Here is a 25,847-nt window from a genome sequence, read left to right on the forward strand (position 1 = left end):
GTGGGGCACTAGGCGAGTCCGGCAAACCGTCTCGCGTTACGGACCGCCGCTCCCCCCAGATCGTTGTTGAAGTAGACGTAGGCGTCCCGCCAGCCCGCCTCGCGCACCCGCCCGGCCCAGGTTTTCAGCGAGGTGTCGCCGTACTCGACGCCGGACCTGCCCTGGTGCATCCGCACGTAACCCCAGTCGGTGGTACGCCAGAGCGGGTTCTGCGGCCGGCCCAGCCGGTCCGCCCAGCACAGGGCGGCTCCGTAGGCCTGCATGATCTCGCGTACGTCGTCGGTCCACCAGGAGTCGTGCCGCGGCTCCACGGCCACCCGCGCCTCGGGCGGGAAGCAGGCCAGGCATCTGTCGAGCCGGCCGGGGTCGGCCTTGAGCGTGGGCGGGAGCTGCAGCAGGATCGGCCCGAGCTTGTCCTTCAGCTCCGCGACCGCGCTCATGAGCCGCTGGACCGGCTCTTCCGGATCGGCCAGCCGCTTGATGTGGGTGAGGAATCTGCTGGCCTTGACGGCCATTACGAAGCCGCCGGGCGTGCGATCGCGCCAGCCGGCGAACGTCTCAGGCTTGGGCAGCCGGTAGAAGGCGTTGTTGCTCTCGACCGTCGGGAACGCCTGCGCGTACACCTCCAGCCAGAGCCGCTGCGGGACCCCTTCGGGATAGAGCACCCCGCGCCAGTCCTTGTACTGCCACCCGGAGGTGCCGACCAACCACGCCATGCCTAACGCCTACCCGGCCCTTCGCCGTGCAGTACTGTCACTAGTCGTCAGCTGAGGAGGACCTGCACATCGATGGGCGCCAACCACGCGCACGGCACCGCCGTACCGAGCTCGCGGCGGACGATCGTGGCCAGCCTGGCCGTGCTGTTGCCGCTGGCGATCGTCACGCTGGCGGGCCTGCTGTGGCTCTGGCCGGACGGGGGGCAGGACGCCGGCCCGCCGCAGGCCGGGGTCGAGCGGCTCACCGGCACGATCGCCACCGTCACGCTCAAGCCCTGCCCGCCCGCCACCGAGGGCGCACCCCAGCCGGACCCGGCCACCTGCGGGAACGCCACCGTCAAGGTCGCCGAGGGCCCGGACGTGGGCAAGGACGTCGCGCTCCGCCTGCCCAGCGGCCCCGGCGCGCAGCACTTCACTCCCGGTGACGACGTGATCCTGTTGCGGGACGCGGACGGCGCCTACCAGATCTCCGACCACGACCGGGCGGCACCGCTGTGGTTGTTCGTGGGGGCGTTCGCGCTGGCGGTGATCGCCTTCGCCCGCTGGCGCGGCGTCACCGCCCTCATCGGGCTGGCGATCACGTTCGTGCTGCTGCTGACGTTCGTCATCCCCGGCATCCTGGAGGGCAAGCCGCCCATGCTGGTGGCGATCGTCGGCGCGGCGGCGATCATGCTGGCGGTGCTCTACCTGACGCACGGCTTCTCGGTGCCCACGTCCATGGCCGTGCTCGGCACGCTGGCCAGCCTGGCCCTCACCGGCGTGCTCTCGTACGCGGCGCTGGGGTTCGCCGAGCTCAACGGCATCACCGACGACAGCGCGCTGACCCTGGGCATGAGCACGTCGATCGACACGCAGGGGTTGCTGCTGGCGGGCATCATCATCGGCGCGCTGGGGGTGCTCGACGACGTCACGGTCACGCAGGCGGTGACGGTGGCCGAGCTGGCCCACGCGAACCCCTCGTACGGGTTCAGGCGCCTCTACCGGGCGGCCGGGCGGATCGGGCGGGCCCACATCGCCTCGGTGATCAACACGATCATCCTGGCGTACGCGGGCGCGTCGCTGCCGCTGCTCCTGCTGTTCAGCATCGGCCGGCAGCCCTTGGGGGAGGTTCTGGCGACGCCGGTGATCGCCCAGGAGATCGTACGCAGCGTCGTCGGCACGCTCGGCCTCATCTCCGCCGTTCCCATCACCACGGCCCTGGCCGCCCTGACGGCCTCCCGCCAGGCCCGCCACGCCGGTGACGCCCCGTCTTCCGCCCACGGGGAGCCGCCGTCCCGTCGCGGCACGGAGGACGACTCGCACGACGACTTCTTCACTCGCCCGGACGGCGGGCCCGACGATGACTTCTTCGCCACCCCGGACAGTCTCGCCACCCCGGGTAGTTTCGCCGGCCCGGGCAGTGGCGGCTCCGTCCGCCGGGACAGGGGCGGCGGCGCCTTCCCCGCAGGACCGGACGATCATCGCGAGCAACCCGCCCCAGGCGCCTACTTCTCCCCGCCGGCGCGCCGGCCGGGGCCTTCAGCGCGTCCCACCGAGCCCGCCCCGCAGGACGGCCCCGAGCGCCCGCCTGCCCGCCACCGCCGCCGAGCCGACACCTGAGCCGCCGAGCCGAGACCTGGTGCCGGACGCCGCAGGAGCGAGAGGACGGCCACGCCGAGCGGATCAATCGACCGCGGCGCTACCGTCCACCCGCAGCTTGCGCCGGGCGCGCTCGTAGAAGGTGGTGCCGAGCCGCACCACCTTCGCCGCCCCCGGCCACGCCGTCACCGTGACGCTGTCGCCGGGGCACAGATGACCGACCACGGCCCCGTCCACCTCCATGGCCAGCCGCCCGCTGCGTGGGAGCACCTCCAGCGTCACCTCCTCGTCGGCGGGCAGCACCAGGGCCCGGTTGAAGGAGGAGTGCGCCGAGGCGGGCACGACCAGCACGGCCTCCACCCGCGGCGACACGATGGGGCCGCCCGCGGAGAAGCTGTAGGCCGTGGACCCGGTGGAGGTCGCCACGATCACCGCGTCGGCGGAGTAGCGAACGAAGTCGGTGCCGGCCGGTGTGACGGACACCGCGGCCATTCCCTCCCCGGGGATCCGGACGAGCGCGATGTCGTTGAACGCGGTCACCTCCGCGCCTCCGACGCTGCTCTTGATCGCCATGCGCGGCTCGATCGTGTAGCGATGGCCGTCGATGGCCGACAGCGTGTCCTCCAGCTCGTCCACGTCGATCTCCGCCAGGAACCCGAGCCGCCCCAGATTCACCCCGAGGATGGGCGTCGGCCGCCCGGCGAGCAGCCGCATGGTGCGCAGCATCGTCCCGTCGCCGCCGATCCCGACCAGCAGGTCGGCCCGCTCCACGAGCGCGACGGCGTCGACGGCCACGGCGGAGCAGTCGATCCGCCCCACTTCCTCGGGCAGCCCCAGCACGGTGGCCCCCTTGCCGGCGGCCCAGCTCAGAATGGTGTCTATCGCCTTCTTGGAGTCGCGCTGCGGATGCAGCACCAGCCCGACCGTCCCGACCATGCCCATGCGGCCACCTTACGACCCCGCCACCGGTGACCTCGCCAAGCGGCGTCAGGCCGGACCCGGCCCGCCGGTCCCATGATGCCGCTCGCCGGAGCACGGCGCCGGACCGCAGCCCGGCGTGACGGGCCCGAACAGCGAGACGTACCGCGCTCTCCGATAACGTCGAGTCCATGCGGCTTCATGTGGGGTGCGCGATGTGGACGCACGCGGCATGGCAGGGGCGGTTCCTGCCCGGCCCGCTCCCGCCCGGGGAGCGCCTGCGGTCTTATGCGACCTGGTGCAACGCGGTGGAGGGCAACACGACGTTCTACGCGACGCCGACGCGCGGCACGGTGGAGTCGTGGGCGCGCCAGACGGCCCCCGACTTCCGTTTCGTCGTCAAGCTGCCCAAGCCGATCACCCACGAGCACCGCCTCACCGGGGCCGATGAGGCGCTCGGCGCCTTCCTGGAGGCGATGGAGCCGCTCGGGCCGCGTACGCACGCGCTCTGGGTGCAACTCCCCGGCTCGTTCGGCCCTGCCGACCTCGGCGCGTTAGCGGCCTTCCTGCGCCGGCTGCCCGGCTCGCACCGGTACGCCGTCGAGGTCCGCCACCGCGCCTTCTTCGAAGACGAGCGCTCAGCACAGCACCTCGAACGGGTTCTCGCGGGCGCCGGCGCAGAGTGGGTCCCGTTCGACACCACCACGCTCTTCCAGAGCCCGCCCACCAGCGACGCCGAACGCGACGCCTGGACCAAGAAGCCCCGCGTGCCGCGCCGGTCACGTGCCCTCACCGACCGCCCGATCATCCGCTACCTGGGACGCGACGCCACGGACCGCACGGTGGAAGGCTGGCGGCCATGGGTGGACACGGTCACGGAGTGGCTGCGCGAGGGCCGCTCCCCCACGGTGTTCATCCACACTCCCGACAACGCCGACGCCCTCGCTCTGGCCCGCCGCTTCCACGACGACGTACGGGCCCGCGTGCCCGAGCTGGAACCGCTGCCCGACCCCATGCCGAACGAGCCACTGACCCTTTTCTGACCAGCGGGCCATGGGGATGCCGGCGAGGCGTCCGCGCGAGCGCGCCGGGCCGAGCCGAGCCGGGGCTCGTTCGCTCTCCGTCTCGAAGGAGTCACATGATCAGGATCATGTCATGCGTGTAGAGATCAACGGAATCGGTCTCGAAGTCCAGGACAGCGGGGAGGGTCCGGCGGTCCTGCTCGTGCACGGCTACCCGGACACCCACGCGCTCTGGCGCCATCAGGTGGCCGCGCTGAACGCCGCCGGCTACCGTACGATCGCCCCCGACCTGCGCGGCTTCGGCGCCTCCGACAAACCGCAGGACGTGGACGGCTACGACCTGGCCCTGCACGTCGGCGACCTGCTGGGCCTCCTCGACCACTTCGAGGTACGGCAGGCGCACCTGGTCGGCCACGACTGGGGAGCCGCCCTCGCACAGCTGACCGCCATGGCCGCGCCCGCCAGGGTCACCAGCCTCACCTGCCTGTCCGTCGGCCATCCCGGCTCCATGGGGTCGGCCGGCCTGGAACAGCGGGAGAAGTCCTGGTACTTCCTGCTGTTTCAGTTCCCGGACATCGCCGAGGAATGGCTGAGCCGGGACGACTTCGCGAACATGCGGGACTGGCTGACCACCCACCCCGAACCCGACGAGGTCATCGACCGCATGCGCGATCCCCAGGCGCTGACCGCGGGACTGGCGATCTACCGCAAGGGAGTTCCGCCCGAAATGCTGCTCAGCAGGCCTGCGGACATACCGCCCATCCCCGTACCAACCATGGGCGTGTGGAGCAGCGGCGACCGCTATCTCACAGAGCAGTCCATGACCGGAACCGCCGAGCACGTCACCGCATCGTGGCGCTACGAGCGGCTGGACGGCATAGGCCACTGGATGCCGCTCGAAGCTCCCCAAGCGGTCAACGAACTGCTGCTCGACTTCCTCTCGTCCGCTGACCGGCGATGAACGAGGAACGTCCGCGACTACTCGGCGCCGGCCACGCGCAACATGGAGGTGTTCGCGAAGAGCCCGCCATCGGGCACATCAAGTGAACAGTGGCGCCCTGCGGCCGCCCCGGCCGCCGAGCACGCCAGACAGTCGCTGCAAGCCCCACCGGGGTGTTCCTGGGCACGGCGCGGCGCGCTGGCGTGGTTGGACCGACCCTCCTTTCTGTCATACGCGAGAGGGCAGGGCAAGGGCGAGAGCTGCCGAGATTGATTAGATCACTTGATAAATCTTTCCGGTCACCCGCCTTACCTCATCCTGAGATGATCTTTGAGTATTGTCCGAGGTTGTGAAGGGGAGTCAAGGATGCGTGTGCGGACAGCGCTTGCAAGTGTGGGAATCGCCGCCCTGGCGGTCGTCGGAACCAGCCTGCCCGCCCAGGCGGCGGACTGGAAACCCTGGGGCGTCTATGGCAGCTACAGCGCCTGCGTAAACGCCGGTCAGCAGTATGTACGCGAGAACTTCGACGCGTACAAGTGCACCACGGTGCCCTCCGGCTACATGCTCTGGCTCAAGTAGGAAGCAGTCCCGCTGCCGGTCCCCGGCTCCCCGGGGACCGGCAGTCGCGTGATGGCCACGCAGCACCCACCCGCGAATGGGGGGTGGCTGGTAGGCCGCCATGCTCGCGACGTTGACGATCACGCCGCCGTCGCGGGCGGGCAGCCGTTCGATGAAGACGCGGCTGAGATGGACCAGGCTCGTGACGTTGACGGCGATCTCGGCGCCCAGCGTCACAGCCGTCACGCCGGGCCACTTTGGGGGTCAGCTTCCGGAGAACACCCCCGCCTCTGGTGATCCCGCGAACAGGTCGAGGATTTCCGCGCGTTCGACGTCGCACATGCTGGCACTGAACCCTGAGGCGAGCGGTACCAGCACCAGGCGGCGCCCGTTCAGTTCGGGCGGGTAGCGGCGGCAGGGCGGATGGGGCAGGTGCAGCGTGCCGTCGACGTAGCGGAGGGGGCTGCTCAGACCGCTCAGAACGGCGTCAAGGCCGCGGCTGACCACGGCGGCGCCGATCCGTTCGGTCTCCCGTGCGAAGAGGCTGCCGGCTCGGGCCCACAGCGGCTCCATCACGGTCCAGGCGGGATCACCGGCGCAAGGTGGGGACTGGCCGGAGCCGAAGCGATACTGAAGCTCCGCGCCTTGATCGACACGGTCAGTGCGTTCGAGCTGCCCACCTGCGATTGCGCGTCGCGGGCAAGTCGTGCGCCTTGTGCCGCCAGCCACATTTGGCAGTACGGTCGGGCGACCGCGACTGCGAAGGAGACGATCATGGCGGGCCCGACACCGGAGCAAATCGAGCACTACGTGCGAATGCTCGAGCAGTTGAGCGATCTTTCGCCGTGCCCCGGGGAAAACTTGTGTTGGACGGTGGTCCGTCCTCACCAAGCGGGTTTGACAGTGCATGAGGTGGTACGCCGATTGCACGGTGACCCGGACACTGTGACGACTTACCGGCCGGCTGATGCCGATTACGACGACGACACGGTCTTCCTCGAACAGCGCGGCGGCACGGTCATCATCGTGGGGTACGGCACCGCCACCGCTGAGGAGGACGCGTTGCGGCGGCTCAGCCAGAGCGCCACAGTTCATTCGGTGTTCTGGCTGATCAACAACTTCAGCAGGCTCTACTATCTCGTCGACGGCGTGGTGGTCACCGAGGTGGAGACGCTGCGCCCGCTGGCCCGGTGGGGTACCGACCCGGAGGCTTTGACCGACCACCTCGATGCGTTGCGCGACCTCCGCGATCGTTCCGGCCCGGGCCCTGACTGGGAGACCGCGATGGCCACCCTGGAGTCGTTGACCGGCCAGCGACTCGATGTCGACTGGTTTGCCCGTCCTCAGCTGCTTGCGAAGGTGAACAGCCGTTGAGTGCGGATCCTGGGCGAGGCGGCCCAGTTGGCTGAGGAGCCCATAGGGGATGTTGCCGGCTTCAGCCGCCTGTGGGCAGGCGGTCGAGCGTACGAGTGAGGGCGGCGCGACCCGCGCGCAAAGCGGCGGCCGGGTCGGCCCGGTCCGATGCCTGCCAACGGAGGTAGACCATGGTGGAGCCATGACGCACGGCCACGGCGACCTGCGCCACGGAGTCGTGATCGAACGGCTGGCGTAGCAAATCAGGGCGACCTACGGCGAAGATCTCGATCTCGCCGGTCCACGGGCCCCGAGTGAAAGGTTCGCGGCGAGGGGCGATGCTGTAGGACCTTGAGTCCTCGGAGTCACAGGGCTTGGCCCCGTTGTCGGTGGCGACTCCTGATCCGGCGGTGAGCGGCCGAACGCGGGCCTCTTCAGCGCTTTGTTCATCGGGCAGGAACAGCACATCCTCACGAACGGAGACCTCGCCGATCAGCCGGCGGGTGACGGCGGGCGCACCGTCGTAGGCGTTCTGCTCGAAGAAGGAATCTTGGCAGACCAACTCGTGGGAGAGGGGACCATCCCCTGGGCGCGGCCACGACACCATGTCCTTGCCGTACACGGACGGCGGGGGCAGGGCCGCGGCCATCGCGGCCAAGGCCGACCGCGTGGTGGTGGCGGCGGGTAAGGGCCTGGCAGGGTCGCCGCCAACGGTGGCCAGCACGGACGTGGCCGACACAGTGCCCTGGAGCAGTACATGCGGGTCCGGCTCGCCGTCCACCTCGAACGGCCAGGCCCACGTCACCTCCGCCAGCAGCCCGCCACGCGCTGCCACGATCGTCACCCCGGCGCCCGGGTCGCCGTCCTCCGTCCAGGCATCCGTAGTGACCAAGGCCTGCACGCCAAGCCACCCCCACTGGTTGAAGTCGGCCACGTCCTTGAGCACGTCATTGCCGGAGCGGCCGCACTCCTCGGTGCCACGGCTGGCCGCCGCGACCGCGCTCACCGCCGCCTCAGGGGAGGTGATCCAGAACCGCACCTCCAGCGCCGCGCCCATCTCTGGTGGGAGCAGCTTGCCGCTGTAGGCGGGCACGCCCTCGGGCGGCATCCGTGTCTCAATGCTCTCCGGCCAGCACCAAGCCAGAAGGGGGGTGCCCGGGAGGGTGACATAGGGAGCGTAGGTGACGTCGTCGTCGAGGTGCCCGCGCAGCCGGTCGGCGATCTCCTCGACGGAGGCGGCAGCCCGTGCCGGCATCGGCAGGGCGGGTACCTTCAGCTGATCGAAGACGCCGAGGGTGAACAACAGGGTGACGGCCGCGGCCGCGATACGCAGCCTCCGGAGCCTGGCAAGATCCACAACGGATACGACGCAGGGAACCCGACCGCGGTTGACCCGGACGGGCGCCCTCGTTCATCGGTGCCATGCAGCAGCGACGATTGCCGTCCTGGCTTGTCTCATCTACTCGGCCGGGCCATGTCTCGGTGCTGCACGGACGTGCGCGCGTTCGCCTTGTTTCCCGATGAGACTCAGGTACTCGACGGGACCAGCGCTGGTGGCCCCGAACCAGTGCGGGGTGCGCGTGTCGAACTCCGCGGCCTCCCCGGGTTTGAGGATGAGGTCGTGTTCCCCGAGTACGAGGCGGAGCGTTCCGTTGAGGACATAGACCCAGTCGTAGCCCTCGTGGGTGCGCAGGTCGGGTTCGGCGTCGTCGCTTCCGCTCGGGAGGACGAACTTGTAGGCCTGGATTCCTCCGGGCCTACGGGTCAGCGGCAGGATGATCGAGCCGTCGCTGCAGGGGATGGGACGGAGATTGATGCGGGGGTCGCCGGTCGGTGGCGCATCGACGAGCTCGTCGAGGGTGACCCCGTAGGCGCGAGCAAGCGGAAGCAGCTGCTCGAGCGTGGGACGTCGCAGGCCCGCCTCGAGCCGGGACAAGGTGCTGGTGGAGATGCCAGTCTCCGCCGCGAGGTCGGCGAGCGTGACGTCGCGATGCAGCCGAAGGCGCTTCAGCCTCGGTCCGACGGCGTCAAGTGTGCGGTCAATGGCTTCATCCACCCTTCGATTTTGCCATTCGGCAACAAGGTTTGCACATCCGCCTTCTCCATCAGCACCATGAAGAACGAACCGAGGACCGCACCCGCAGAGGGGGTGCACGATCTGCCGGCGCGGGTGAGCCCGGCGGAGCTGTTGGCACGTGGCCGCGACGAGGTCACCGGCTACGGCGAAGAGATCACGGAACGAGGAGGACGACCTATGACGCACGGATTCGACAAGGACTTCTGGGAGCGGCACTGGCAACAGGGGCGAGCTGGGGGCCCCGGATCCATGGGCGGCAACCCGCCGAACCCGTACCTCGCTCGTGAGACCAGCGGCCTGAGACCGGGCACGGCACTGGATGCGGGGTGCGGCGGCGGTGCCGAGGCGATCTGGCTTGCTTCCCACGGCTGGCACGTCACCGCGGCCGACATCTCGTCCGAGGCCCTTGCTCGCGCTGCCGAGCGCGCGGCGACGAGCGGGGCCCCCGAGCGCTTGCAGTGGGTTGAAGCGGATTTGAGCGTCTGGAGGCCGGGCGCGCAATTCGACCTGGTCATGACCCACTACGCCCACCCGGCGATGCCCCAGCTGGAGTTCTACGACCGCATCGCCGGATGGGTGGCCCCCGGCGGCACGCTGCTCATCGTGGGGCATCTGCACACCCCGGGCTCTACCGGCCACGGGCACCACCACCCCCCTGCCGAAGCGTCGGCCACCTCCGCGGCCATCACCGCGCGCATGGACGGCATGGCGTGGGAGATCGTCACCGCCGAAGAGCACCTCCGCACGCTCACCGGCCACGGGGGCCGAGCGGTCCCCCTCCACGATGTCGTCGTGCGTGCCACCCGATGCCGGTGATCACACCATTCGACAGCGCCAGGGCCCGCTGCTCCGGCGCCGATCCCCCTTGCACTCCGGCTCACGCTCGCCACGGCCGTGTCCGCCGGCCGATGGCCATGCCGCTGTACCGAGTGGCCGAGGACCCCAACGGCCGACCCTCGGTCTACGCGGATCGAACGAGTTCTGAGCGCTGCCGCTCGCGCCGGTACAGGATCGCCCTGGCGGCCATGACGACGCAGCCGACGCCGAGCAGCACGCCCCAGAGCACGTCGGTGAGGAAGTGCATGCCGCGGTACAGGCGCGAGAGACCGACGGCGAGCGAGGCGGCGATCGCGAGCGCCCAGATCAGCACCTGGAGCCCTCTGTTGCGGACGTGTGTGGTCAGGACGAGCGCCACCCCGCAGTAGAACGCGACGGCGGCGCTGACGTGCCCCGACGGGAAGCTGGAGGTGGGCGGGGCCGGGTCGATGTGCTGCACGGGCGGCCGGTGCCGGCCGACGTGCGCGGTGGTGGCCAGGAAGATGAGGGACTGGCTCCAGACGGCCGCGACGAGGAAGATCGATTCGCGCCAGCGCCCGTACACCAGCCTGAAGACGATCGCGGCGATCACGGTGAGGGCCACGATGTACGGGGTGTCCGACAGGCTGCTGCCGAAGTCGGTGAGCCTGTTCCACAGCGGGGTCCGGTCGGCGGCCAGGCTCCGGTTCACCGACGTCTCCCCGGTGGGCCAGGCGAGGATCGCCTTGCCCACGCCGTAGGTCACTCCGGCCATCAGAAGCATCGGTAACAAGATCGCTAACGCGTAGTGCTTCACGTGCTCACTTGCGTGCATTGGTCACCCTCACCAACTCGGGTTCCACTCCCTCGGCCGGCGGCGAGGCGGGCCTGCGCCCCTGGTCACGCCGCCACGTCTCGAATGCCGCCGCCGTCGCGGCGATCACGGCCGCGCCCAGCACGATCCCGGCGGCCACGTCGCTCACCCAGTGCACGCCGAGCGCGATCCTCGTGTAGCCGACCGACAGCACCAGGAAACAGGCGACGGCCCAGGCCACCGCCCGCCCCCACCGAGGCAGCATGGGCAGGACAAGGAGGACGATCACCCCTGCGCCGAGCGTCACGTTGACCGCGTGGCCCGATGGGAAGGAGTCGCCCGGCGCCAGCGCGACGGGGTCCGGCAGGTGCGGCCTGGCCCGGGCAACGATGATCTTGAGCGCCAGGCCGAGCAGCCCGCCCACGGTCACGGTGGTGACCGCCCAGGCGGCCAGCCTCAACGCCCCCTTGTACAGCAGCCAGGCGGCGTACGCGATGACAGCGAGGCGCCACGGCCACGGCCCGAACAGATCCGTCCACACAATGAGGAACCTGGTTACGTCGGGATGGGCGAGCGCGTACTCGTGCAGATTCCGCGCGGCCTCCGCGTCCAGTCCGTCGACGGGCATCTTGGCCACGACGAGCAGCAGGCTGAACGGGATCATGACCAGCGCCGCCGCGAGGCTGGCGACCGTCAGTCGCAATCCCAGTCCGTGGTCGCCGTGCCCTTGGCGTCCTTTCCCGATACGCATTCGCGCACGGCTACCCCGGCAGAGGCGATCGATTCCTCCGCCTGGAATCCGGCGCTCAGGGTAGTCCGGAACGCATGTCTCCCATCGTGGCTGTCGTCGCGCACCGCAAGAAGATCCTCGGCGCAGGTCTGGACAGACTGCGCGTGCTCATCACCGAAGAGGACGTCGGCGAGCTCCTCTGGTACGAGGTGCCCAAGAGCAGGAAGGCGCCCAAAAAGGTCCGGCAAGCCCTCGATCAGGGCGCCGAGCTGGTGTTCGTCTGGGGCGGCGACGGCATGGTGCAGCGCTGCGCCGACGTGCTGGCCGAATCCGGCGTGCCGATGGCGGTGCTGCCCGCGGGGACGGCGAACCTGTTCGCCGCCAACCTCGGCATCCCCGCCGACCTCGAGGAGGCGGTGCGGATCGGCTTCCACGGGCGGCGGGAGAAGCTGGACCTGGGGGTGCTCAACGGCGAGCGCTTCGCGGTGATGGCGGGGGCCGGGTTCGAGGCCGAAATGATCGCCGACGCCGACGGGCGGGCCAAGAAGCGGCTCGGCAAGCTGAGCTACGTCAAGGCGGCCGTCCGGCACGTCGGCGGGCCGCTGGTGCCGATGAAAATCAAGATCGATGGGACGACCTGGTTCGACGGGCAGGCGAGCTGCCTGCTGCTGGGCAACGTGAGCACGATCGCCGGCGGCATCGAGGCGTTCGACGACGCGCGGCCGGACGACGGCTGGCTGGAGGTCGGCGTCTCCACCGCCAGCGGACCGGTCCAATGGGCGCGGGTGATCGGCAGGATGGCCGCAGGACGCTCCGACGACTCGCCGTTCGTCCGGATCACCCGGGCCAAGAAGGTGTCGGCCAGGTTCGGGGTCCCGCTGACGTACGAGCTCGACGGCGGGAAACGCGAGCCCACCACCCGGGTCAAAGCCAAGGCCGCGGCGGGCGCGCTCACCGTCTGCCTGCCGCCGGACGAGCGGCGCTGAGGACGGAACGTCCCTTCCAGGTCGGTCACGAACTGCGGTGAGTCGCTTCGCTGTCCCGCAGTAGGGACAAATCGCCGACGCCTTCCCCAGGGCCGAGATCGTCGCCACCCGGCTGGTTCGAGCGCATTCGGGCCGCCTACGACACCAACCCCTGCACTCCGCTCTCCAGCACCTGCTCACGTTGTCGCCAGTGAGCGCGGTCGCCGTGACCCTCCTCACCACATAGCGCGTAGACGCGAAAACGCGTTGCCGTAGATGCTCTCAAAACGTATGGTTTTGCGCTCGTGATCACAGTGATGGAGCGAGTCCTGCCTGCCCGGCTGGGGACGGGATTCCGGTGGTTGCTGGCCTCGAGCTGGCTGACAAATCTCGGTGACGGGGTCGCGGCCGCGGCGGGCCCACTGCTGATCGCGACGTTGACTCGCGACCCGCTGATGATTTCGCTGTCGGCCCTGGTGGGCTGGGCGCCGCCGCTGCTGTTCAGCCTGTATGCGGGCGTGCTGTCGGATCGGTACAACCGGCGCAGGATAGTGCTCGTCGCGAACGCGGTGCGGGCCGTGGTGCTGGCGGCGCTCGTCGCGCTCATGGTGACCGGCACCGTGACCGTGGCGACGGCGCTGGTGGCGCTCACGCTCCGGTCCATCGCCGAGGTGTTCGCCGACAACGCGACGGCCACGCTGACTCCCATGATGGTCAGCAAGGACGATCTCGTCATCGCCAACGCCCGCTTGGGGACGGGGTTCATCACGCTCAATCAGCTCGCCGGGCCGCCGATCGGCGCGGCACTGTTCGGCCTGGGCTTGACCTGGCCGTTCGCGGGCCAGCTGCTCCTGGTGATGGCGGGGATCGTCCTGGTCTCCCGGATCACGTTGCCGCCGCACGGCCGACAGGCCGACGATCTCATGCCTAACACCGTACGAGAACTGATCGCCGGGTTCAGCTGGACCATCCAGCACGCGGCGGTCCGCACGCTGGCGCTCACAATCCTGATCTTCAACTTCACATTCGGCGCGGCCTGGTCGGTTCTCGTCCTCTACACCCAGGAGCAGCTCGGCCTCGGCGCCCTGGGCTTCGGTCTGATGACCACCATCGGCGGGATCGGCGGCTTGATCGGCACCGGCCTGTACGGGGCCATCACCCGCAGGGTGAGCCTCGGCGCCCTGATGCGGATCGGACTCATCATCGAAACGTTCACTCACCTGGGCTTGGCCCTGACCCATTCGCCGTGGGTCGCCGGGGGCATCTTCCTGGCCTTCGGCGCGCACGCGTTCATATGGGGCACGACCTCGGTCACCGTCCGCCAACGCGCGGTCCCGCGCGAACTGCAGGGCCGAGTGGGCAGCGTCAACACCGTCTGCGTCTACGCCGGTCTGGTGGTCGGCTCGTTGATCGGCGGTGTCCTGGCCGCCCGCTTCGGTGTCGCGGCGCCCTTCTGGTTCGCCTTCGCTGGTTCCGCGGTGTTCGTGGTGCTGCTGTGGCGGCAGCTCATGCTCATCGCCCACGACGACTGAGATGTTCGGCCGGATGCGAACGCTCGATGCCCCGAATAGGGCGACGTAGCACAGGCCCTCGGCTGGACCGGCGGCCTGCGCTACGGGGCGGGATCAGGGCTCCGGGTAGGTGAGGTCGAGGTGGGCCAGCCGGTCGGGGTCGGACAGGATGTCGATCGCGGCGATCTTGCCGTCGGCGATGGTGAAGCTCATGACGGAGATCGGCTGACCGTCGATGGTGTTGACCAGGCCGGCGAGCCCGTTGATCAGCGCGGGGTGTGTGACGGCGGCGGTGGCCATGCGCTGGAAGGTGGCGGCCTGCCCGGCCACGGCCTCGGCACCATGGATGATCTTCATGCCGCCGGTCAGCACGCCGCCGTCGGCGCGTAGCACCACGCCGGGGTCGAGGATGGCCAGCAGCGCGCCGAAGTCGCCGCCGCGTGCGGCGGCCAAGAACGCATCCACCACCCGGCGCTGGCCGGCCAGGTCAGGGTCCGGGCTCGGGGCGGCGCCGCGGACCCGCCGGCGCGCCCGGCTGGCGAGCTTCTTGGCCGCCACGGGTGTCCGGTCCACGATGGGCGCGATCTGCTCGAACGGCAGGCCGAACATGTCATGCAGCACGAACGCCAGCCGTTCCGCCGGAGTCAGTGATTCCAGCACCACCAGCAGTGCCAGCCCCACCGAGTCGGCCAGCAGCACCTGCTGCTCGGGGTCGGCTGCATCTTCACGGCTGACCAGCGGATCCGGCAGACGGGCTTCCAGCGGCTCTTCACGTCGCACTTTCCGAGCGCGGAGCATGTCCAGACACACCCGGCCGACCACGGTGGTCAGCCAGCCCCCGAGGTTGTCGATGTCGTCGGCATCCGAGCGGGCCAGCCGCAGCCACGCCTCCTGAACGGCGTCGTCGGCCTCGGTCAGCGAGCCGAGCATGCGGTAGGCAACCGCCTTGAGGTGAGGGCGGTGGCCCTCGAACTCGACGGCCAGAAAGTCATGGGGCTTCACGGTCACATTCCCTTTCCTCAAGTACGTCGTACCTCTGACGAATCGAACCCGAGAAAGGTGACCCGAAGCCTGCTGATCACCTTTGCCACATGCGATCCGTCATGACGGCGACCATCCACACGAAAGGTTGCTGATCATCATGAAGACGGATGCCCACGGAACGGTCGCGGACGGCTTTGAGGAGGTCCGCCGGGAGTTCGCCGCGGTGGTGGCCGAGCAGGACGGCGAAACCGGTTCGCAGCTCGCCGTCTACGTGCACGGCCGGCAGGTGGTCGATCTGTGGGCAGGGCAAGAGGTGAGCGGTGACACGCTGACCGGGGTCTACTCCTCCGCCAAGGGCGCCGCGACGTTGGTGGTGGCCTTGCTGGTGCAGGAGGGCGTCCTCGATCTCGACCATCCCAGTGGCCCGGCACTGGCCGGAGTTCGCCGCCGCGGGCAAGGACACGATCACTCTGCGGGACGTGCTCACCCACCGTTCCGGCGTCATCGGTGTCGACGGCGGGTTGTCAGCGGCCGAACTCGCCGACGACGCGGTGATCGCGCGTCGCCTGGCCGGGCAGCGGCCGTACTGGAGGCCCGGGTCGGCCTACGGCTACGGCGGGTTCGTCACGTTCGCCATGGTCAACGAGGTGATCCGGCGCGTGACCGGACAGTCGCTGCAGCAAGTGTACGGAGAGCGCATCCGGGTCCCGTACGGGCTGGACCTGTACCTGGGACTGCCCGAGGCCCAGGAGGGCCGGTTCCTGCCGATCCAGCGGTGGTCGGCCACGCCGGAGCAGGAGGCCGCGTTCTGGGCGGACGTGCCCGGTCCGCACAGCATCACCAGGATCGGCCACGGGCTCAACAGCACCTTCGGCTACACCCGGCGCCGCTTCGGCTTCGGCTGGTCCTACCCCGAACACGACCGGCTCGCCGTCGCGGTGCACCGCGCCGCCATCACCTCCTTGTAATCGGCGAAGGCGCAGCGACCGGCAAGGCAGCCATCGCCGGCCTCACCGGAAATCGATCGCCCTCGCCGGTCACCTCCACCTCGTGCGATCCGTCAGAGCAGTGACACACCGCTGAGATCCAGAAGGGAAGCCCCACTATGACCACGCTCACCAAGCAGGACGATCTCCAGTCGCGTCTGCCCAACCCCGCCCGGCTCATCCCCGAGCTGAAAGAAATCGGCGGAGCCCTGTTCAAGGCCACCGGGAACGGGTCGATTCCGCAGACCACCATCAGCCTGGTACAGCTGCGCGCCGGGCAGATCGTCGGCAACACCTATCTGACCGTCCTGCACACCGGCAACCTCCGCAAGGCGGGGGAAACGGAGGAACGCATCACCGCCGTGGCGTCCTGGCAGGACGCCCCCTGCTTCACCGACGCCGAACGGATCGCGCTGGCGCTGGTGGAGGCCGTCCTCACCAGGAACCCGTCCGGCGAGCGCGTCCCCGACGAGCTGTACGCCCAGGCGTGCCGGCACTACGACGACAAGGCGCTGGCCACGCTCATCATGGCGATCGGCCAGGTCTGCTTCTTCATCCCGCTGGCCCTCATCGGCAAGCCACTCCCCGGTGTGTCGCCCGCGGAGCAGTGGAGGCAGTAACGCCCAACAGGCTCAGGGTGAGGACACGGCGACCGTGCCTCACCCTGAGCACGCTCAGCTCAGGACGAGCCCGAGTGACCGACCCCCACCAGATCGACCGCTTCCATACCCCATCGGCCCGAGGGAAAGTAGCCAGGCGTGGGCGTTCGCCTGGTCAGGAGTGCGCCGGCGATCCTGAGGGCAGCAGGGCGGACTGAATCGATGCGGCGGATGGGCGGATTTCTCCACTGCCGCGCGGCACCAGCGTGGGGCGTATGACGCGGCGGGCCGGTGGCTCGGTCCACCCGTCGAACCTGGCGAACAGGGTCTGCGCGGCAACCGTGCCCAGGCTGACCGGATCCCCGGCGACGACGGTCAGCGGGACCGGAAGCATGTCGGCCAGCGGGAAGTCGTCGAAGCCGGTGACCGCGACGTCGCGACGCGGCCCCAGCGCACGCAGCAGGCCCTGGGTCATGAAGCCGGTGGTGGTGAAGACGGCGGTCGGTGGGTCCGGCATCGCCAGCAGTTCGCGGGCCGCGCGTTCGGCCTCGGCGACGGAACCGGTGGACAGGCGCCGGATCAGTGCGGGGTCGGCCGAACCCACCTCGGCGCGCATGGCGTCCCGGAAGCCGCGCAGGCGCTGCGTGGTCGTCCAGCGGCTCGGCGCGACGATGGCGCCGATCCGGGAGTGCCCGTACGAGACGAGATGCCGTACGGCCATCCGCGCACCCGCGGCGTTGTCCAGCACGACCTCGTCGGCCTCCACTCCGGCGCCGGGGCGGTCCACGAAGACGACCGGAGTGCCGCGCTCGATCTCCGGCTGCAGGTAACGGTAGTCTCGGCCGCCGGGAACGATGAGGAGCCCGGCCACCTGGCGGCCGAGCAGGCCATCGACGGCCGCGCGCTCGGCCTGGGGATCCTCGTCCGCGCTGGCCAGCACGACGGCGTAGCCGCGCGCCCGGGCCACGCTGATCACCGCCGAGGCGACGGCCGCGAAGAACGGGTTGGTGAGGTCTCCGAGCAGCAGGCCGATGTCTCCGGTGCTCTGCCCGGAGCGCATGCCGCGCATGCTCCTGGCCACCTCGTTGCGCCGGTAGCCGGTCGCGGCGATGGCGGCCTCCACCTTCGACCGCGTCGCACGGCTCACCCGGCCCTCCCCGTTCACCACCCGGGACACCGTCTTCATGCCCACCCCGGCGAGTTCGGCGACCTGCTTCATCGTCGGCCGAGTCACAGTCCGTCCCCCTTCCTGCGGCTTGTCGATCACTACAAGGCCGCGGACACGTCGGCAGGGCCGGTCATGCCTCCATCCCGCGGGTTCCGCCGGCACCGCCGGTTCCGTCCACCCGGCGGGTGCCGTCCGTCCTGGCGTTGATCGCGGTACCGATCATCGTATCCGGGGTCGTACCGGCCGGGTCGCCGATCGCGGAACCGGCCGGGGCCTTGGCGAGATCGTCGGGCGGCACCTCGGTCATCGCGCCCGTCATGGCGCCGAGCACGCGTTCGGCCGTGGCCTCCGCCCGCGTGAAGGCGGCCACCCGCCGGCCCAGCCGCAGTACCTCGATCCGATCCGCCACCTCGAAGACGAAGGGAAGATTGTGGCTGACCAGCACCACGGACACGCCCTGCTCCCGCACGGATTCGATCAACGCCCGGACGCGGCCGGTCTGGACGACACCCAGGGCGGCTGTCGGCTCGTCCATCAGGACCAGGCGGCTCGCCCACAGCACCGCTCGCGCCACCGCGATCCCCTGCCGCTGACCGCCGGACATGGTGCCGACCGTGCTGCGGGTGTCCTGCAGGCCGACGCTGAGCCGGGCGAACGCGTCGTCGGCCTGGCGCCGCATCTTCGGCTTGTCGAGCATGCCCAGCATGCCCAGCAGGCCGCCGCGCAGCACCTCGCGGCCGAGGAAGAGGTTCGCGGCGGGGTCGAGGTCAGGGGCGAGCGCGAGGTCCTGATAGACGGTCTCGATCCCATGGCTTCGCAGATCGAGCGGGCTGGAGAAGGTGACCGGCCGGCCGTCGATGACGATCTCGCCCTCGTCCGGCTGGATCACCCCGGAGATCACCTTGATCATGGTGCTCTTGCCCGCGCCGTTGTCTCCGACCAGTGCGACGACCTCGTTCGGGTTCACGGTCAGCGAGGCGCCCTGGAGGGCTCGGACCGTCCCGTAGTGCTTGACGATTCCGGACAACTGCAGGAGCGGGGTGTCAGGACTGCTGCTCATCGGCGCCTCCTCGGATCCCGTCCGGCCAGGGATTGCCGGAGATCCATCGTGGGGGTGACAACGCTGTCGCATCTGACAGTACTAGGGTAGCGTGCGCCAGCAAAGACGCCCGCGGTGCGGAGATCCCGCCGCCACCTGCGGCAGCGAGCCGGCTCCACTTATCAGCTGAGGGGTGCTTTCTCTTGTCAGCCGACGTCCACGCAGCACACTGGACCGTTCTCGCCGGGAGTCTGGCCTCCGTGTCCGCCCGGGCGGCGGCTCGGCTGGAGGCGGAATTCGGCGCCGGTGAGATGTTCCGGCGCTGCTTCGCCAACGCCTGGACGACCACGCTGCGCGGGGACCCGGCCGAGCCCTTCGTCATCACCGGCGACATCGAGGCCATGTGGCACCGGGACACGGTCGGCCAGCTCCGGCCGTACTTGACCGGGCTGCCGGACCCGGCCGTGCTGCGCGTCCTGACCGGGGTCGTCCGGCGGATGGCCCGCGCGGTCCTGGCCGATCCCTACGCCAACGCGGTGAACGAGGGGCCCACCGGCGGCCACGCGGACGAGCACGACCGGCCGGCGCCGCCACCCTACGTGTGGGAGCGCAAGTACGAGGTGGACTCGCTGTGCTCGTTGCTGTCCTTCGGCTACGAGCTGTGGGCGGCCAGCGGATCGGCGGCGCATCTGGACAGCGACTTCGCGGCGGCGGCCGACCTCGTCATGCGAGTCTGGCGGGTGGAGCAGGACCACGAACGGGCCTCGCCCTACCGGTTCGAGCGCGTGGCCGGTCCATTCCAGGGCGACACGCTGGACCGCGGCGGCCTCGGGTCGCCGGTCGGCCGCACCGGGATGACCTGGTCGGGATTCCGCCCCAGCGACGACCGATGCCAGTACGGCTACCTGATCCCGGCCAACGCGGCGGCCGTGGTCGCGCTCAACGGCGTCGTACGGCTGTGTGACGAGGGACTGCTGGAGCCCGTGCTCGGCACCCGAGCGCTCGAACTGGCCGTCGAACTCGCGGGCGGCATCGCCCGCCACGGAGTGGCGCAGACCGGCTCCGGCCCCGTCTACGCGTACGAGGTGGACGGCCTCGGCGGAGTGAACCTGATGGACGACGCCAACGTGCCCAGCCTGCTGTCCCTGCCCTACCTGGGCTGGTGCGACCGCGATGACCCGCTCTACCGGCGGACCCGCGACTTCGTGCTGAGCGAGGGGAACCCGTACCACTACCGGGGCCGGGCGGCGGAAGGCGTCGGCAGCCCGCACACACCCGCGCGGCACGTCTGGCCGATGGCGTTGTGCGTGCAGGCCCTGACCGCCGGGTCACGGCAGGAGTCGGCGGACGCGTACCGTGTGCTCCTGGCCACCGATGCCGGCACCGGGCTGATGCACGAGAGCTTCCACGCCGACGACCCCGCCACCTTCACCCGGCCGTGGTTCGCCTGGGCGAATTCCCTGTTCGCCGAGCTGTCGCTGGCCCTGGCCGGGCTTCCGGTACCGCGTCCGACACCTCCTGTGCCGGCCGAGGTGGCCGATGCGGTACGGACGGCGGATTCGCCGGTGACCCTCGGCCGGAAACAATTGGGCCACCAGCGTTGACGGCCGCCGACGCCTGGGGTTACCGTGCCTCATCGAGGTGACAACGTTGTCACATTAGGCGCACCCCGCAGAGGTGAGCGATGTCAGAACTTGAAACAGCGCCGACGAGCGCCGACACGGCACGTCCGGTAGCCACCGCGGACGACACCCGGCCGGGATCGCAGCCGTCTGGCCGGCTCAGCAACCTGCACCGGACGCAACGCAGCTGGTCGGTGCTCGTGCTGCTGGCCCTGATCACGATCTTCTCGGTCATGCGCCCAGATCAGTTCGTGTCCTGGTTCAACGCCAAGAGCATCGCCGTCGACGCCTCCAGCTATCTGCTCATCGCGGTCGGGATGACGTTCGTCATCACGATCGCGGGCATCGACCTCTCGGTCGGCTCGGTGCTCGTGTTCTCAGGCGTCGTCAGCCTCAAGGTGATGCTCGCGATCGGCGGCGACGGGCCACTCGTCCTGCTGGCCGGGCTCGCCACCGCGGTGCTCTCCGGGTTGGCATGGGGGCTGGTCAACGGGCTGGTCACCACCCGTGGTGGCGTCTCTCCCCTGATCACGACGCTCGGCAGCTTCGCCGCCGCCACCGGGCTCGCCTACCTCCTGGCCGGCGGGCAGGACATGCACGGCGTGCCGGGCACGCTGGCCGACTCCCTCGGCTTCGGCGACTTCCTCGGCGTGCCGTACACGGTGCTGGTGGCGCTGGCGGTCGCCGCCGTCGGCGCCTTCGTGATGTCGCAGACGCGGTTCGGCCGCTACACGGCCGCGATCGGATCCAACGAGGAGGCGGTCCGCCGGGCCGCGGTCAACGTCGATCGCCACATCGTCAAGATCTACATGCTCTCCGGCGCGCTGGCCGGGCTGTCCGGATTCGTGAGCCTGGCCCGGTTCCAGACAACGACGCTCAACGGACACCAGACCGACATGCTGCAGGCGATCCTCGCGGTCGTCATCGGGGGCACGAGTCTGATCGGCGGCGTCGGCACGGTGCTCGGCACCGTCGTCGGCGTCATGATCCCCTCGGTGCTCACGGACGGCTTCGTCATCCTCGGCCTGGAGCCCTTCTGGCAGCAGGTCGCGCTCGGCGCCGCGCTGGTCGCGGTGGTGATGGTCGACCAGCGCCGCAGACGGCGCGACGCACGAACCTAGCGCGGTCTCCGCCCGCGCTTTCCCGGACCGCGCCGCCTCCCCCACATCTCCTCACGCCCTGCGCCGCCCACGAGGCTTCCTCCTGCGACGACGCACGTTTCAAGCCATCGCCTGCACACACCGACAGTGTGCGGCCGCATCAATCAGGAGAGTCGACGATGCAGAGAACACCCATGGCATGGCTGGCCGTCGTCGCCGGTCTCGTGACCACGCTCGCCGCCTGCGGCTCCTCCGCTTCCGGCGGTACGGACGCCGCCGCGACGTCCGGCGCCTCGGCCGCGTCGACCGAGGCGGGCGCCAAGAAGGTCAAAGTGACGTTCATCGAAGGGGTCGCCGGTGACCCGTTCTACGAGACCATGGCCTGCGGCGCCAAGGAGGCAGCGGCGCAGCACAACGTGGACCTGAACATCCAGGGCGCCAAGAACTGGGACGTGAGCCTGCAGATCCCCATGGTCAACTCGGTCATCGCCGCCCGGCCGGACGCGCTGTTCATCGCCCCCAACGACTCCCAGGCCCTGGTCCAGCCGCTGAAGCAGGCGACCGAGGCCGGTATCAAGGTGGTGCTGGTGGATACCACCCTGTCCGACACCAGCTTCGTCTCCTCAGCGATCGCCAGCGACAACGTCAAGGGCGGGCAGGTCGCCGCCGAAGCGCTGGCGAAGCTCATCGGCGAGAAGGGCAGCGTCCTCCTGGTCGGCGGCCAGCCCGGGGTGAGCACCGCCGAGGCTCGGCAGAAGGGCTTCGAGGAGGGGCTGAAGAAGTATCCCAACATCAAATATCTCGGCAACGTGTTCACCTCCAACGGTGTCGCGAAGATCTCCCAGCTGGTCTCCGCCCAGCTCGCGGCGCATCCCGACCTGGCCGGCATCTTCGCGCTCAGCACGGATCAGAGCCAGGGCGCCAACAACGCGGTGAAGGGGGCGGGCAAGGCCGGCACGATCAAGCTGGTCGGCTTCGACGCCGGACCCGCGCAGGTCGAGCAGCTGCGCGGCGACGTGGTCCAGGCCCTGGTCGCTCAGCAGCCGGCACAGATCGGCGCCGACGGCGTCGCCCAGGCCGCCGCGGCGGCACGGGGCGAGGCGGTGCAGAAGCAGATCGGCACGGACTCCACTGTCATCACCAAGGAGAACGTCGACGACCCTGAGGTGGCGAAATACCTCTACACCACCACCTGCAACTGACCTCGGCTTTCGCCGCTGAGATCGCGACGGCCGGAAACCCCTCGGACGGGTTTCCGGCCGTCGCCACGTTGTGTATGGGTTGGTCTGGGTGCGCCGCCGCCGGTCGCCCAGCTCGCCTTGACCGCGCATGACGACCCGCCGCGGGGCCGCGACCGGGCCGCGGCCGAGCGCATCGTGTGCGACCTTTTGCGGCGCAGGGGGGAATGATATTGACGCGTTCGGTGTCGTGCCGGATCCCGTTCCGAACGGCGGGAGTGGTCAGCGGGGCAGGAAGCCGCGGTAGACGACGCGCCGACGCGACAGCACCGGCCACTGCCTGTCCCGGATGCCGCTGAGCACGACGGCGGCCACCGCACCGGTGAGGGCGCTTCCGACGATGGCGCTCATGATGAGCATGAAGGCGATTTCCATGACGATCCTTTCGCCAGACGTTCAAATCTGAACTTGGTGGCGTGAACAGCGCCGTCCCCCGCCGTATTCCGAAGGGCCGCAGTCCAACGCCCTGGACCTGCTCCTGCCGATTGCCCCAGCCATATCCTGACGTTTCCTGGGCCGTGATCTTCTCAGGGCCCATGGGCGCCCCGTTGACCACCCAACGGTAGGTGATCTCCGCCTGGGAGGACGCGATGAGTGCGGCGGAGACGCCCAGACGTGGCTTGCGCCCGCAGTCGCCGTCATAGGACGCCGTCTCGATCGACCTGTTACTCGGCGGAGCGGCTCGCGGAGTGTTCAGGAACACGGGGAGGCCGTGTCGGCATGCCGCACCCCGCGTGGGATAGAGCCGTCCACCGGATCACGAGGCGGGAGTGTGCTCACTGACCGGGAGTCCATCGGATGTGGACGTGCTGGTCGGCCTGGTGCCGCAGGAGCGCCAGGCGCGGCGGGACCTTGTCGGTGCGAGAGGTCGGGGGCTTGCGGCGGCCCGCACGGAACTGGATCGGCCACTCGGCGCCTTCGCCCTGGTACTGCTGCTCGGCCGCGGCCTGCAACGTCCACTGGGGGTTGTAGAGGTGGGGCCGCCCCAGGGCGCAGAGGTCCGCTCGGCCGGCGAGCAGGATGGAGTTCACGTCGTCGTAGGAGGAGATGGCGCCCACCGCGATGACCTTCACGCCCGCCGGCTCGGCGACGAGCCGGCGGATCTGGTCGGCGAACGGGGTCTGGTAGGAACGGCCGAACGCCGGCTTCTCCTCCTTGGTCACCTGTCCCGACGACACGTCGATGGCCGCCGCTCCGTGCTCGACGAAGGCCCGGGCGATCTCGACCGCGTCCTGCGCGGTGTTGCCGTCCGGCACCCAGTCGCTCGCCGAGATGCGGACCGTCACCGGGATCTGCGCGGGAACGGCCGCGCGCACGGCGTCGAAGACCTCCAGAGGGAACCGCAGCCGGTTGGTCAGCGAGCCGCCATAGACGTCGGTCCGCTTGTTGGCCACCGGCGAGAGGAAGGAGGAAAGGAGGTAGCCGTGCGCGGCGTGGATCTCGATGAGGTCGAAGCCGGCGGCGACGCCGCGTTCGGCGGCGGCGACGAAGTCGGCCACGATCTTGTCCAGGTCGTCGCGGCCGGCCTCGCGAGGCAGGTGGCAACCGTCTCCGTAGGGCAGGGCGGACGGGCCGATGACCTCCCAGTTGTCCTCGATGAGAGGCTGGTCGAGGCCCTCCCACATCAGCCTGGTGGAGCCCTTGCGTCCCGAGTGACCGAGTTGGAGGCCTATCTTCGCGGTCGTGTGCGAGTGCACGAAGTCGGTCACGCGACGGTAGGCGTCACGCTGCTCGTCGTTCCACAGACCGGTGCAGCCAGGGGTGATTCTGCCCTCCGGGGAGACGCAGACCATCTCGGTCATCACGAGCCCGGCGCCGCCGAGCGCCTTGCCGCCCAGGTGCACCAGGTGGAAGTCGTTCGGCACGCCCTCCTCCGCGGAGTACATGTCCATCGGCGACACGATGACGCGGTTCTTCAACCGCAGGGGCCCGATGTGGACCGGCTGGAACATCGCGGGAGCGATCTCGTCCGCCCCGGCGAACGCCGCCTCGACGTGGTGGGCGAACTCCGGATCGCGCTCCTTGAGGTTCTCGAAGGTGATGCGCCGCGACCGGGTCAGCAGGTTGAAGCAGAACTGGAGGGGATCCTGGCCGGAGTACATCCCGATGTTCTCGAACCACTCCAGCGAGGCCTGCGCCGCGCGCTGGGCCGACTCCACCACCGGCTTCCGCTCTGCCTGGTAGGCCTCGAGCGCTTCGCCGAGCGACGGGTGCTCGTGCAGGCACGCCGCCAGCGCCAGGGCGTCTTCCATCGCGAGCTTCGTGCCCGATCCGATGGAGAAGTGCGCGGTGTGGGCGGCGTCCCCGAGGAGGACGACGTTGCCGTCGTACCAGCGCTCGTTGCGGACGGTCGTGAAGTCGAGCCACTTGGAGTTGTTGGTGAGCACCTGGTGCCCGGCGAGCTCGTCGGCGAAGATCTCCTTGATCTTCTTGACCGCGTACTCGTCGGACACTCCGGGAGCAAACGACTCGTTCTCGGTCGCATCGAACCCCGCGCGGCGCCACACGTCCTTGTGCATCTCGACGATGAAGGTCGAGCCGCTCGCGGAGTACGGGTACCCGTGAATCTGCATGGTGCCCCACTCCGTCTGCTTGACGACGAACTGGAAGGCCTCGAAGACCAGGTCCGTGCCCAGCCAGATGTACTTGTTCCGGCGGTGGTCGAGCGAGGGGACGAAGGAGTCCGCGTACTTGGTCCGGATCCTCGAGTTGAGGCCGTCGGCCGCCACGACGAGGTCGTGGGCGGTGCGCAGCTCGTCGACGTCCGGCGCCTCGGTCTCGTAGAACACCTTCACGCCCAGCTCTGCGGCGCGCTGCTGCAGCAGGTGCAGGAGCTCCTTCCGGCTCATGGCCGCGAAGCCCTGCCCGCCCACCGTGAAGGCCTGGCCGTTGAACTCGATGTCGATGTCGGTCCAGCGGGCGAAGCGGCGTGCCATCTGCTCGTAGATGACCGTGTCGGCGTTCTCGATGCCCCCCAGCGTCTCGTCGGAGAAGACGACACCGAAGCCGAAGGTGTCGTCAGGGGCGTTGCGCTCCCAGATGGTGATCTCATGGTCCCGGTTCAGCTGCTTCATCAGGGCCGCGAAGTAGAGACCACCTGGGCCGCCGCCGGCGATTGCGATCTTCAACGGGAG

General features: G+C 69.6%; 25 protein-coding genes and 2 pseudogenes. 14 read left to right on the forward strand and 13 right to left on the reverse strand.

The window, feature by feature from the left end:
- Positions 1-8: 8 nt before the first annotated feature.
- On the reverse strand, positions 9-716 hold the full coding sequence (locus tag ACTMTI_RS17965; RefSeq protein WP_441121518.1) for a DUF72 domain-containing protein: 708 nt from the start codon (positions 714-716) through the stop codon (positions 9-11).
- Positions 717-788: 72 nt separating this feature from the next.
- Between ACTMTI_RS17965 and ACTMTI_RS17970 the strand changes: the two genes are divergently transcribed.
- Positions 789-2,315: a YibE/F family protein gene (locus ACTMTI_RS17970; protein ID WP_441121519.1), complete on the forward strand. Its 1,527-nt coding sequence runs from the start codon at positions 789-791 to the stop codon at positions 2,313-2,315.
- Positions 2,316-2,378: 63 nt separating this feature from the next.
- On the opposite strand, the gene ACTMTI_RS17975 is transcribed toward ACTMTI_RS17970, so the two are convergent.
- Positions 2,379-3,236: an NAD(+)/NADH kinase gene (locus ACTMTI_RS17975; protein WP_441121520.1), complete on the reverse strand. Its 858-nt coding sequence runs from the start codon at positions 3,234-3,236 to the stop codon at positions 2,379-2,381.
- A 167-nt stretch (positions 3,237-3,403) separates the two neighbouring features.
- Between ACTMTI_RS17975 and ACTMTI_RS17980 the strand changes: the two genes are divergently transcribed.
- From ACTMTI_RS17980 to ACTMTI_RS17990, 3 genes are all read left to right on the forward strand, one after another.
- The gene (locus ACTMTI_RS17980; protein ID WP_441121521.1) at positions 3,404-4,255 is read left to right on the forward strand and encodes a DUF72 domain-containing protein; all 852 of its coding nucleotides are present in this window, start codon (positions 3,404-3,406) and stop codon (positions 4,253-4,255) included.
- Between the two features lie 112 nt (positions 4,256-4,367).
- Entirely contained in the window at positions 4,368-5,195 is an 828-nt protein-coding gene (locus tag ACTMTI_RS17985) for an alpha/beta fold hydrolase (RefSeq protein WP_441121522.1), read from the forward strand.
- A 351-nt stretch (positions 5,196-5,546) separates the two neighbouring features.
- On the forward strand, positions 5,547-5,753 hold the full coding sequence (locus ACTMTI_RS17990; protein WP_441121649.1) for a hypothetical protein: 207 nt from the start codon (positions 5,547-5,549) through the stop codon (positions 5,751-5,753).
- Between the two features lie 93 nt (positions 5,754-5,846).
- Here the strand turns inward: ACTMTI_RS17990 and ACTMTI_RS17995 are convergent.
- Both ACTMTI_RS17995 and ACTMTI_RS18000 read right to left on the reverse strand, forming a co-directional pair.
- Positions 5,847-5,978: pseudogene (locus tag ACTMTI_RS17995) on the reverse strand (SDR family NAD(P)-dependent oxidoreductase); the annotation flags it as partial.
- Between the two features lie 18 nt (positions 5,979-5,996).
- Positions 5,997-6,308, reverse strand: a complete 312-nt coding sequence (locus ACTMTI_RS18000) for a hypothetical protein (RefSeq protein WP_441121523.1) — start codon at positions 6,306-6,308, stop codon at positions 5,997-5,999.
- A 69-nt stretch (positions 6,309-6,377) separates the two neighbouring features.
- Between ACTMTI_RS18000 and ACTMTI_RS18005 the strand changes: the two genes are divergently transcribed.
- Complete coding sequence (locus tag ACTMTI_RS18005) at positions 6,378-7,106, forward strand: DUF6461 domain-containing protein (RefSeq protein ID WP_441121524.1); 729 nt, start codon at positions 6,378-6,380, stop codon at positions 7,104-7,106.
- A 61-nt stretch (positions 7,107-7,167) separates the two neighbouring features.
- Here ACTMTI_RS18005 and ACTMTI_RS18010 read toward each other — a convergent pair whose 3' ends face one another.
- On the reverse strand, positions 7,168-8,442 hold the full coding sequence (locus ACTMTI_RS18010) for a hypothetical protein (RefSeq protein ID WP_441121525.1): 1,275 nt from the start codon (positions 8,440-8,442) through the stop codon (positions 7,168-7,170).
- Positions 8,443-8,544: 102 nt separating this feature from the next.
- Entirely contained in the window at positions 8,545-9,141 is a 597-nt protein-coding gene (locus tag ACTMTI_RS18015; RefSeq protein WP_441121526.1) for a helix-turn-helix domain-containing protein, read from the reverse strand.
- Positions 9,142-9,198: 57 nt separating this feature from the next.
- Here ACTMTI_RS18015 and ACTMTI_RS18020 point away from each other — a divergent pair, with 57 nt between their 5' ends.
- Positions 9,199-9,978 (forward strand): class I SAM-dependent methyltransferase, encoded by a 780-nt coding sequence (locus ACTMTI_RS18020; protein WP_441121527.1) that lies wholly within the window; start codon positions 9,199-9,201, stop codon positions 9,976-9,978.
- Between the two features lie 145 nt (positions 9,979-10,123).
- On the opposite strand, the gene ACTMTI_RS18025 is transcribed toward ACTMTI_RS18020, so the two are convergent.
- On the reverse strand, positions 10,124-10,741 hold the full coding sequence (locus ACTMTI_RS18025; RefSeq protein ID WP_441121528.1) for a phosphatase PAP2 family protein: 618 nt from the start codon (positions 10,739-10,741) through the stop codon (positions 10,124-10,126).
- Between the two features lie 37 nt (positions 10,742-10,778).
- Positions 10,779-11,522 carry a phosphatase PAP2 family protein gene (locus tag ACTMTI_RS18030; RefSeq protein ID WP_441121529.1) on the reverse strand — a complete coding sequence of 248 codons (744 nt, stop codon included), beginning with the start codon at positions 11,520-11,522 and terminating at the stop codon, positions 10,779-10,781.
- Positions 11,523-11,596: 74 nt separating this feature from the next.
- Here ACTMTI_RS18030 and ACTMTI_RS18035 point away from each other — a divergent pair, with 74 nt between their 5' ends.
- Positions 11,597-12,487: a diacylglycerol/lipid kinase family protein gene (locus tag ACTMTI_RS18035; protein ID WP_441121530.1), complete on the forward strand. Its 891-nt coding sequence runs from the start codon at positions 11,597-11,599 to the stop codon at positions 12,485-12,487.
- A 284-nt stretch (positions 12,488-12,771) separates the two neighbouring features.
- Positions 12,772-13,998 (forward strand): MFS transporter, encoded by a 1,227-nt coding sequence (locus tag ACTMTI_RS18040; protein ID WP_441121532.1) that lies wholly within the window; start codon positions 12,772-12,774, stop codon positions 13,996-13,998.
- 93 nt (positions 13,999-14,091) lie between these two features.
- On the opposite strand, the gene sigJ is transcribed toward ACTMTI_RS18040, so the two are convergent.
- Positions 14,092-14,979, reverse strand: a complete 888-nt coding sequence (sigJ, locus tag ACTMTI_RS18045) for an RNA polymerase sigma factor SigJ (protein WP_441121533.1) — start codon at positions 14,977-14,979, stop codon at positions 14,092-14,094.
- Positions 14,980-15,118: 139 nt separating this feature from the next.
- Between sigJ and ACTMTI_RS18050 the strand changes: the two are divergent.
- From ACTMTI_RS18050 to ACTMTI_RS18060, 3 genes and pseudogenes are all read left to right on the forward strand, one after another.
- A pseudogene (locus tag ACTMTI_RS18050) lies at positions 15,119-15,316 on the forward strand (hypothetical protein); the annotation flags it as partial.
- 64 nt (positions 15,317-15,380) lie between these two features.
- The gene (locus ACTMTI_RS18055) at positions 15,381-15,929 is read left to right on the forward strand and encodes a serine hydrolase domain-containing protein (RefSeq protein WP_441121534.1); all 549 of its coding nucleotides are present in this window, start codon (positions 15,381-15,383) and stop codon (positions 15,927-15,929) included.
- 137 nt (positions 15,930-16,066) lie between these two features.
- Positions 16,067-16,567: a carboxymuconolactone decarboxylase family protein gene (locus ACTMTI_RS18060; protein WP_441121535.1), complete on the forward strand. Its 501-nt coding sequence runs from the start codon at positions 16,067-16,069 to the stop codon at positions 16,565-16,567.
- A gap of 154 nt (positions 16,568-16,721) precedes the next feature.
- Here the strand turns inward: ACTMTI_RS18060 and ACTMTI_RS18065 are convergent, their stop codons facing one another.
- Both ACTMTI_RS18065 and ACTMTI_RS18070 read right to left on the reverse strand, forming a co-directional pair.
- A complete protein-coding gene (locus ACTMTI_RS18065; protein ID WP_441121536.1) occupies positions 16,722-17,780 on the reverse strand; it encodes a LacI family DNA-binding transcriptional regulator in 1,059 nt (352 codons plus the stop codon).
- A gap of 64 nt (positions 17,781-17,844) precedes the next feature.
- Positions 17,845-18,774 carry an ATP-binding cassette domain-containing protein gene (locus ACTMTI_RS18070; protein ID WP_441121537.1) on the reverse strand — a complete coding sequence of 310 codons (930 nt, stop codon included), beginning with the start codon at positions 18,772-18,774 and terminating at the stop codon, positions 17,845-17,847.
- Positions 18,775-18,956: 182 nt separating this feature from the next.
- Between ACTMTI_RS18070 and ACTMTI_RS18075 the strand changes: the two genes are divergently transcribed.
- The 3 genes from ACTMTI_RS18075 (at position 18,957) to ACTMTI_RS18085 (ending at position 22,677) form a co-directional block, all read left to right on the forward strand.
- Positions 18,957-20,357: a glycoside hydrolase family 125 protein gene (locus ACTMTI_RS18075; RefSeq protein WP_441121538.1), complete on the forward strand. Its 1,401-nt coding sequence runs from the start codon at positions 18,957-18,959 to the stop codon at positions 20,355-20,357.
- An 80-nt stretch (positions 20,358-20,437) separates the two neighbouring features.
- Positions 20,438-21,496, forward strand: coding sequence for an ABC transporter permease (locus tag ACTMTI_RS18080; protein ID WP_441121539.1), 1,059 nt, complete (start codon positions 20,438-20,440; stop codon positions 21,494-21,496).
- Between the two features lie 158 nt (positions 21,497-21,654).
- Complete coding sequence (locus ACTMTI_RS18085) at positions 21,655-22,677, forward strand: substrate-binding domain-containing protein (protein WP_441121540.1); 1,023 nt, start codon at positions 21,655-21,657, stop codon at positions 22,675-22,677.
- Positions 22,678-22,935: 258 nt separating this feature from the next.
- On the opposite strand, the gene ACTMTI_RS18090 is transcribed toward ACTMTI_RS18085, so the two are convergent.
- Together ACTMTI_RS18090 and ACTMTI_RS18095 are read right to left on the reverse strand one after the other, a co-directional pair.
- A complete protein-coding gene (locus ACTMTI_RS18090) occupies positions 22,936-23,088 on the reverse strand; it encodes a hypothetical protein (protein ID WP_441121541.1) in 153 nt (50 codons plus the stop codon).
- Positions 23,089-23,489: 401 nt separating this feature from the next.
- Entirely contained in the window at positions 23,490-25,841 is a 2,352-nt protein-coding gene (locus ACTMTI_RS18095; protein ID WP_441121542.1) for a bifunctional salicylyl-CoA 5-hydroxylase/oxidoreductase, read from the reverse strand.
- Positions 25,842-25,847 lie beyond the last annotated feature (6 nt).

Origin of the sequence: Nonomuraea sp. H19, assembly GCF_052068215.1 — a bacterium.
In the GTDB taxonomy this organism is placed as follows: Bacteria; Actinomycetota; Actinomycetes; order Streptosporangiales; family Streptosporangiaceae; genus Nonomuraea.

Bases quoted from the DNA above. Each gene is read 5' to 3' on its own strand.
- ACTMTI_RS17965 (WP_441121518.1), bottom strand. From the start codon at position 716: ATGGCGTGGTTGGTCGGCACCTCCGGGTGGCAGTACAAGGACTGGCGC.
- ACTMTI_RS17970 (WP_441121519.1), top strand. From the start codon at position 789: ATGGGCGCCAACCACGCGCACGGCACCGCCGTACCGAGCTCGCGGCGG.
- ACTMTI_RS17975 (WP_441121520.1), bottom strand. From the start codon at position 3,236: ATGGGCATGGTCGGGACGGTCGGGCTGGTGCTGCATCCGCAGCGCGAC.
- ACTMTI_RS17980 (WP_441121521.1), top strand. From the start codon at position 3,404: ATGCGGCTTCATGTGGGGTGCGCGATGTGGACGCACGCGGCATGGCAG.
- ACTMTI_RS17985 (WP_441121522.1), top strand. From the start codon at position 4,368: ATGCGTGTAGAGATCAACGGAATCGGTCTCGAAGTCCAGGACAGCGGG.
- ACTMTI_RS18020 (WP_441121527.1), top strand. From the start codon at position 9,199: ATGAAGAACGAACCGAGGACCGCACCCGCAGAGGGGGTGCACGATCTG.
- ACTMTI_RS18025 (WP_441121528.1), bottom strand. From the start codon at position 10,741: ATGCTTCTGATGGCCGGAGTGACCTACGGCGTGGGCAAGGCGATCCTC.
- ACTMTI_RS18030 (WP_441121529.1), bottom strand. From the start codon at position 11,522: ATGCGTATCGGGAAAGGACGCCAAGGGCACGGCGACCACGGACTGGGA.
- ACTMTI_RS18035 (WP_441121530.1), top strand. From the start codon at position 11,597: ATGTCTCCCATCGTGGCTGTCGTCGCGCACCGCAAGAAGATCCTCGGC.
- ACTMTI_RS18060 (WP_441121535.1), top strand. From the start codon at position 16,067: ATGACCACGCTCACCAAGCAGGACGATCTCCAGTCGCGTCTGCCCAAC.
- ACTMTI_RS18070 (WP_441121537.1), bottom strand. From the start codon at position 18,774: ATGAGCAGCAGTCCTGACACCCCGCTCCTGCAGTTGTCCGGAATCGTC.
- ACTMTI_RS18080 (WP_441121539.1), top strand. From the start codon at position 20,438: ATGTCAGAACTTGAAACAGCGCCGACGAGCGCCGACACGGCACGTCCG.
- ACTMTI_RS18085 (WP_441121540.1), top strand. From the start codon at position 21,655: ATGCAGAGAACACCCATGGCATGGCTGGCCGTCGTCGCCGGTCTCGTG.
- ACTMTI_RS18090 (WP_441121541.1), bottom strand. From the start codon at position 23,088: ATGGAAATCGCCTTCATGCTCATCATGAGCGCCATCGTCGGAAGCGCC.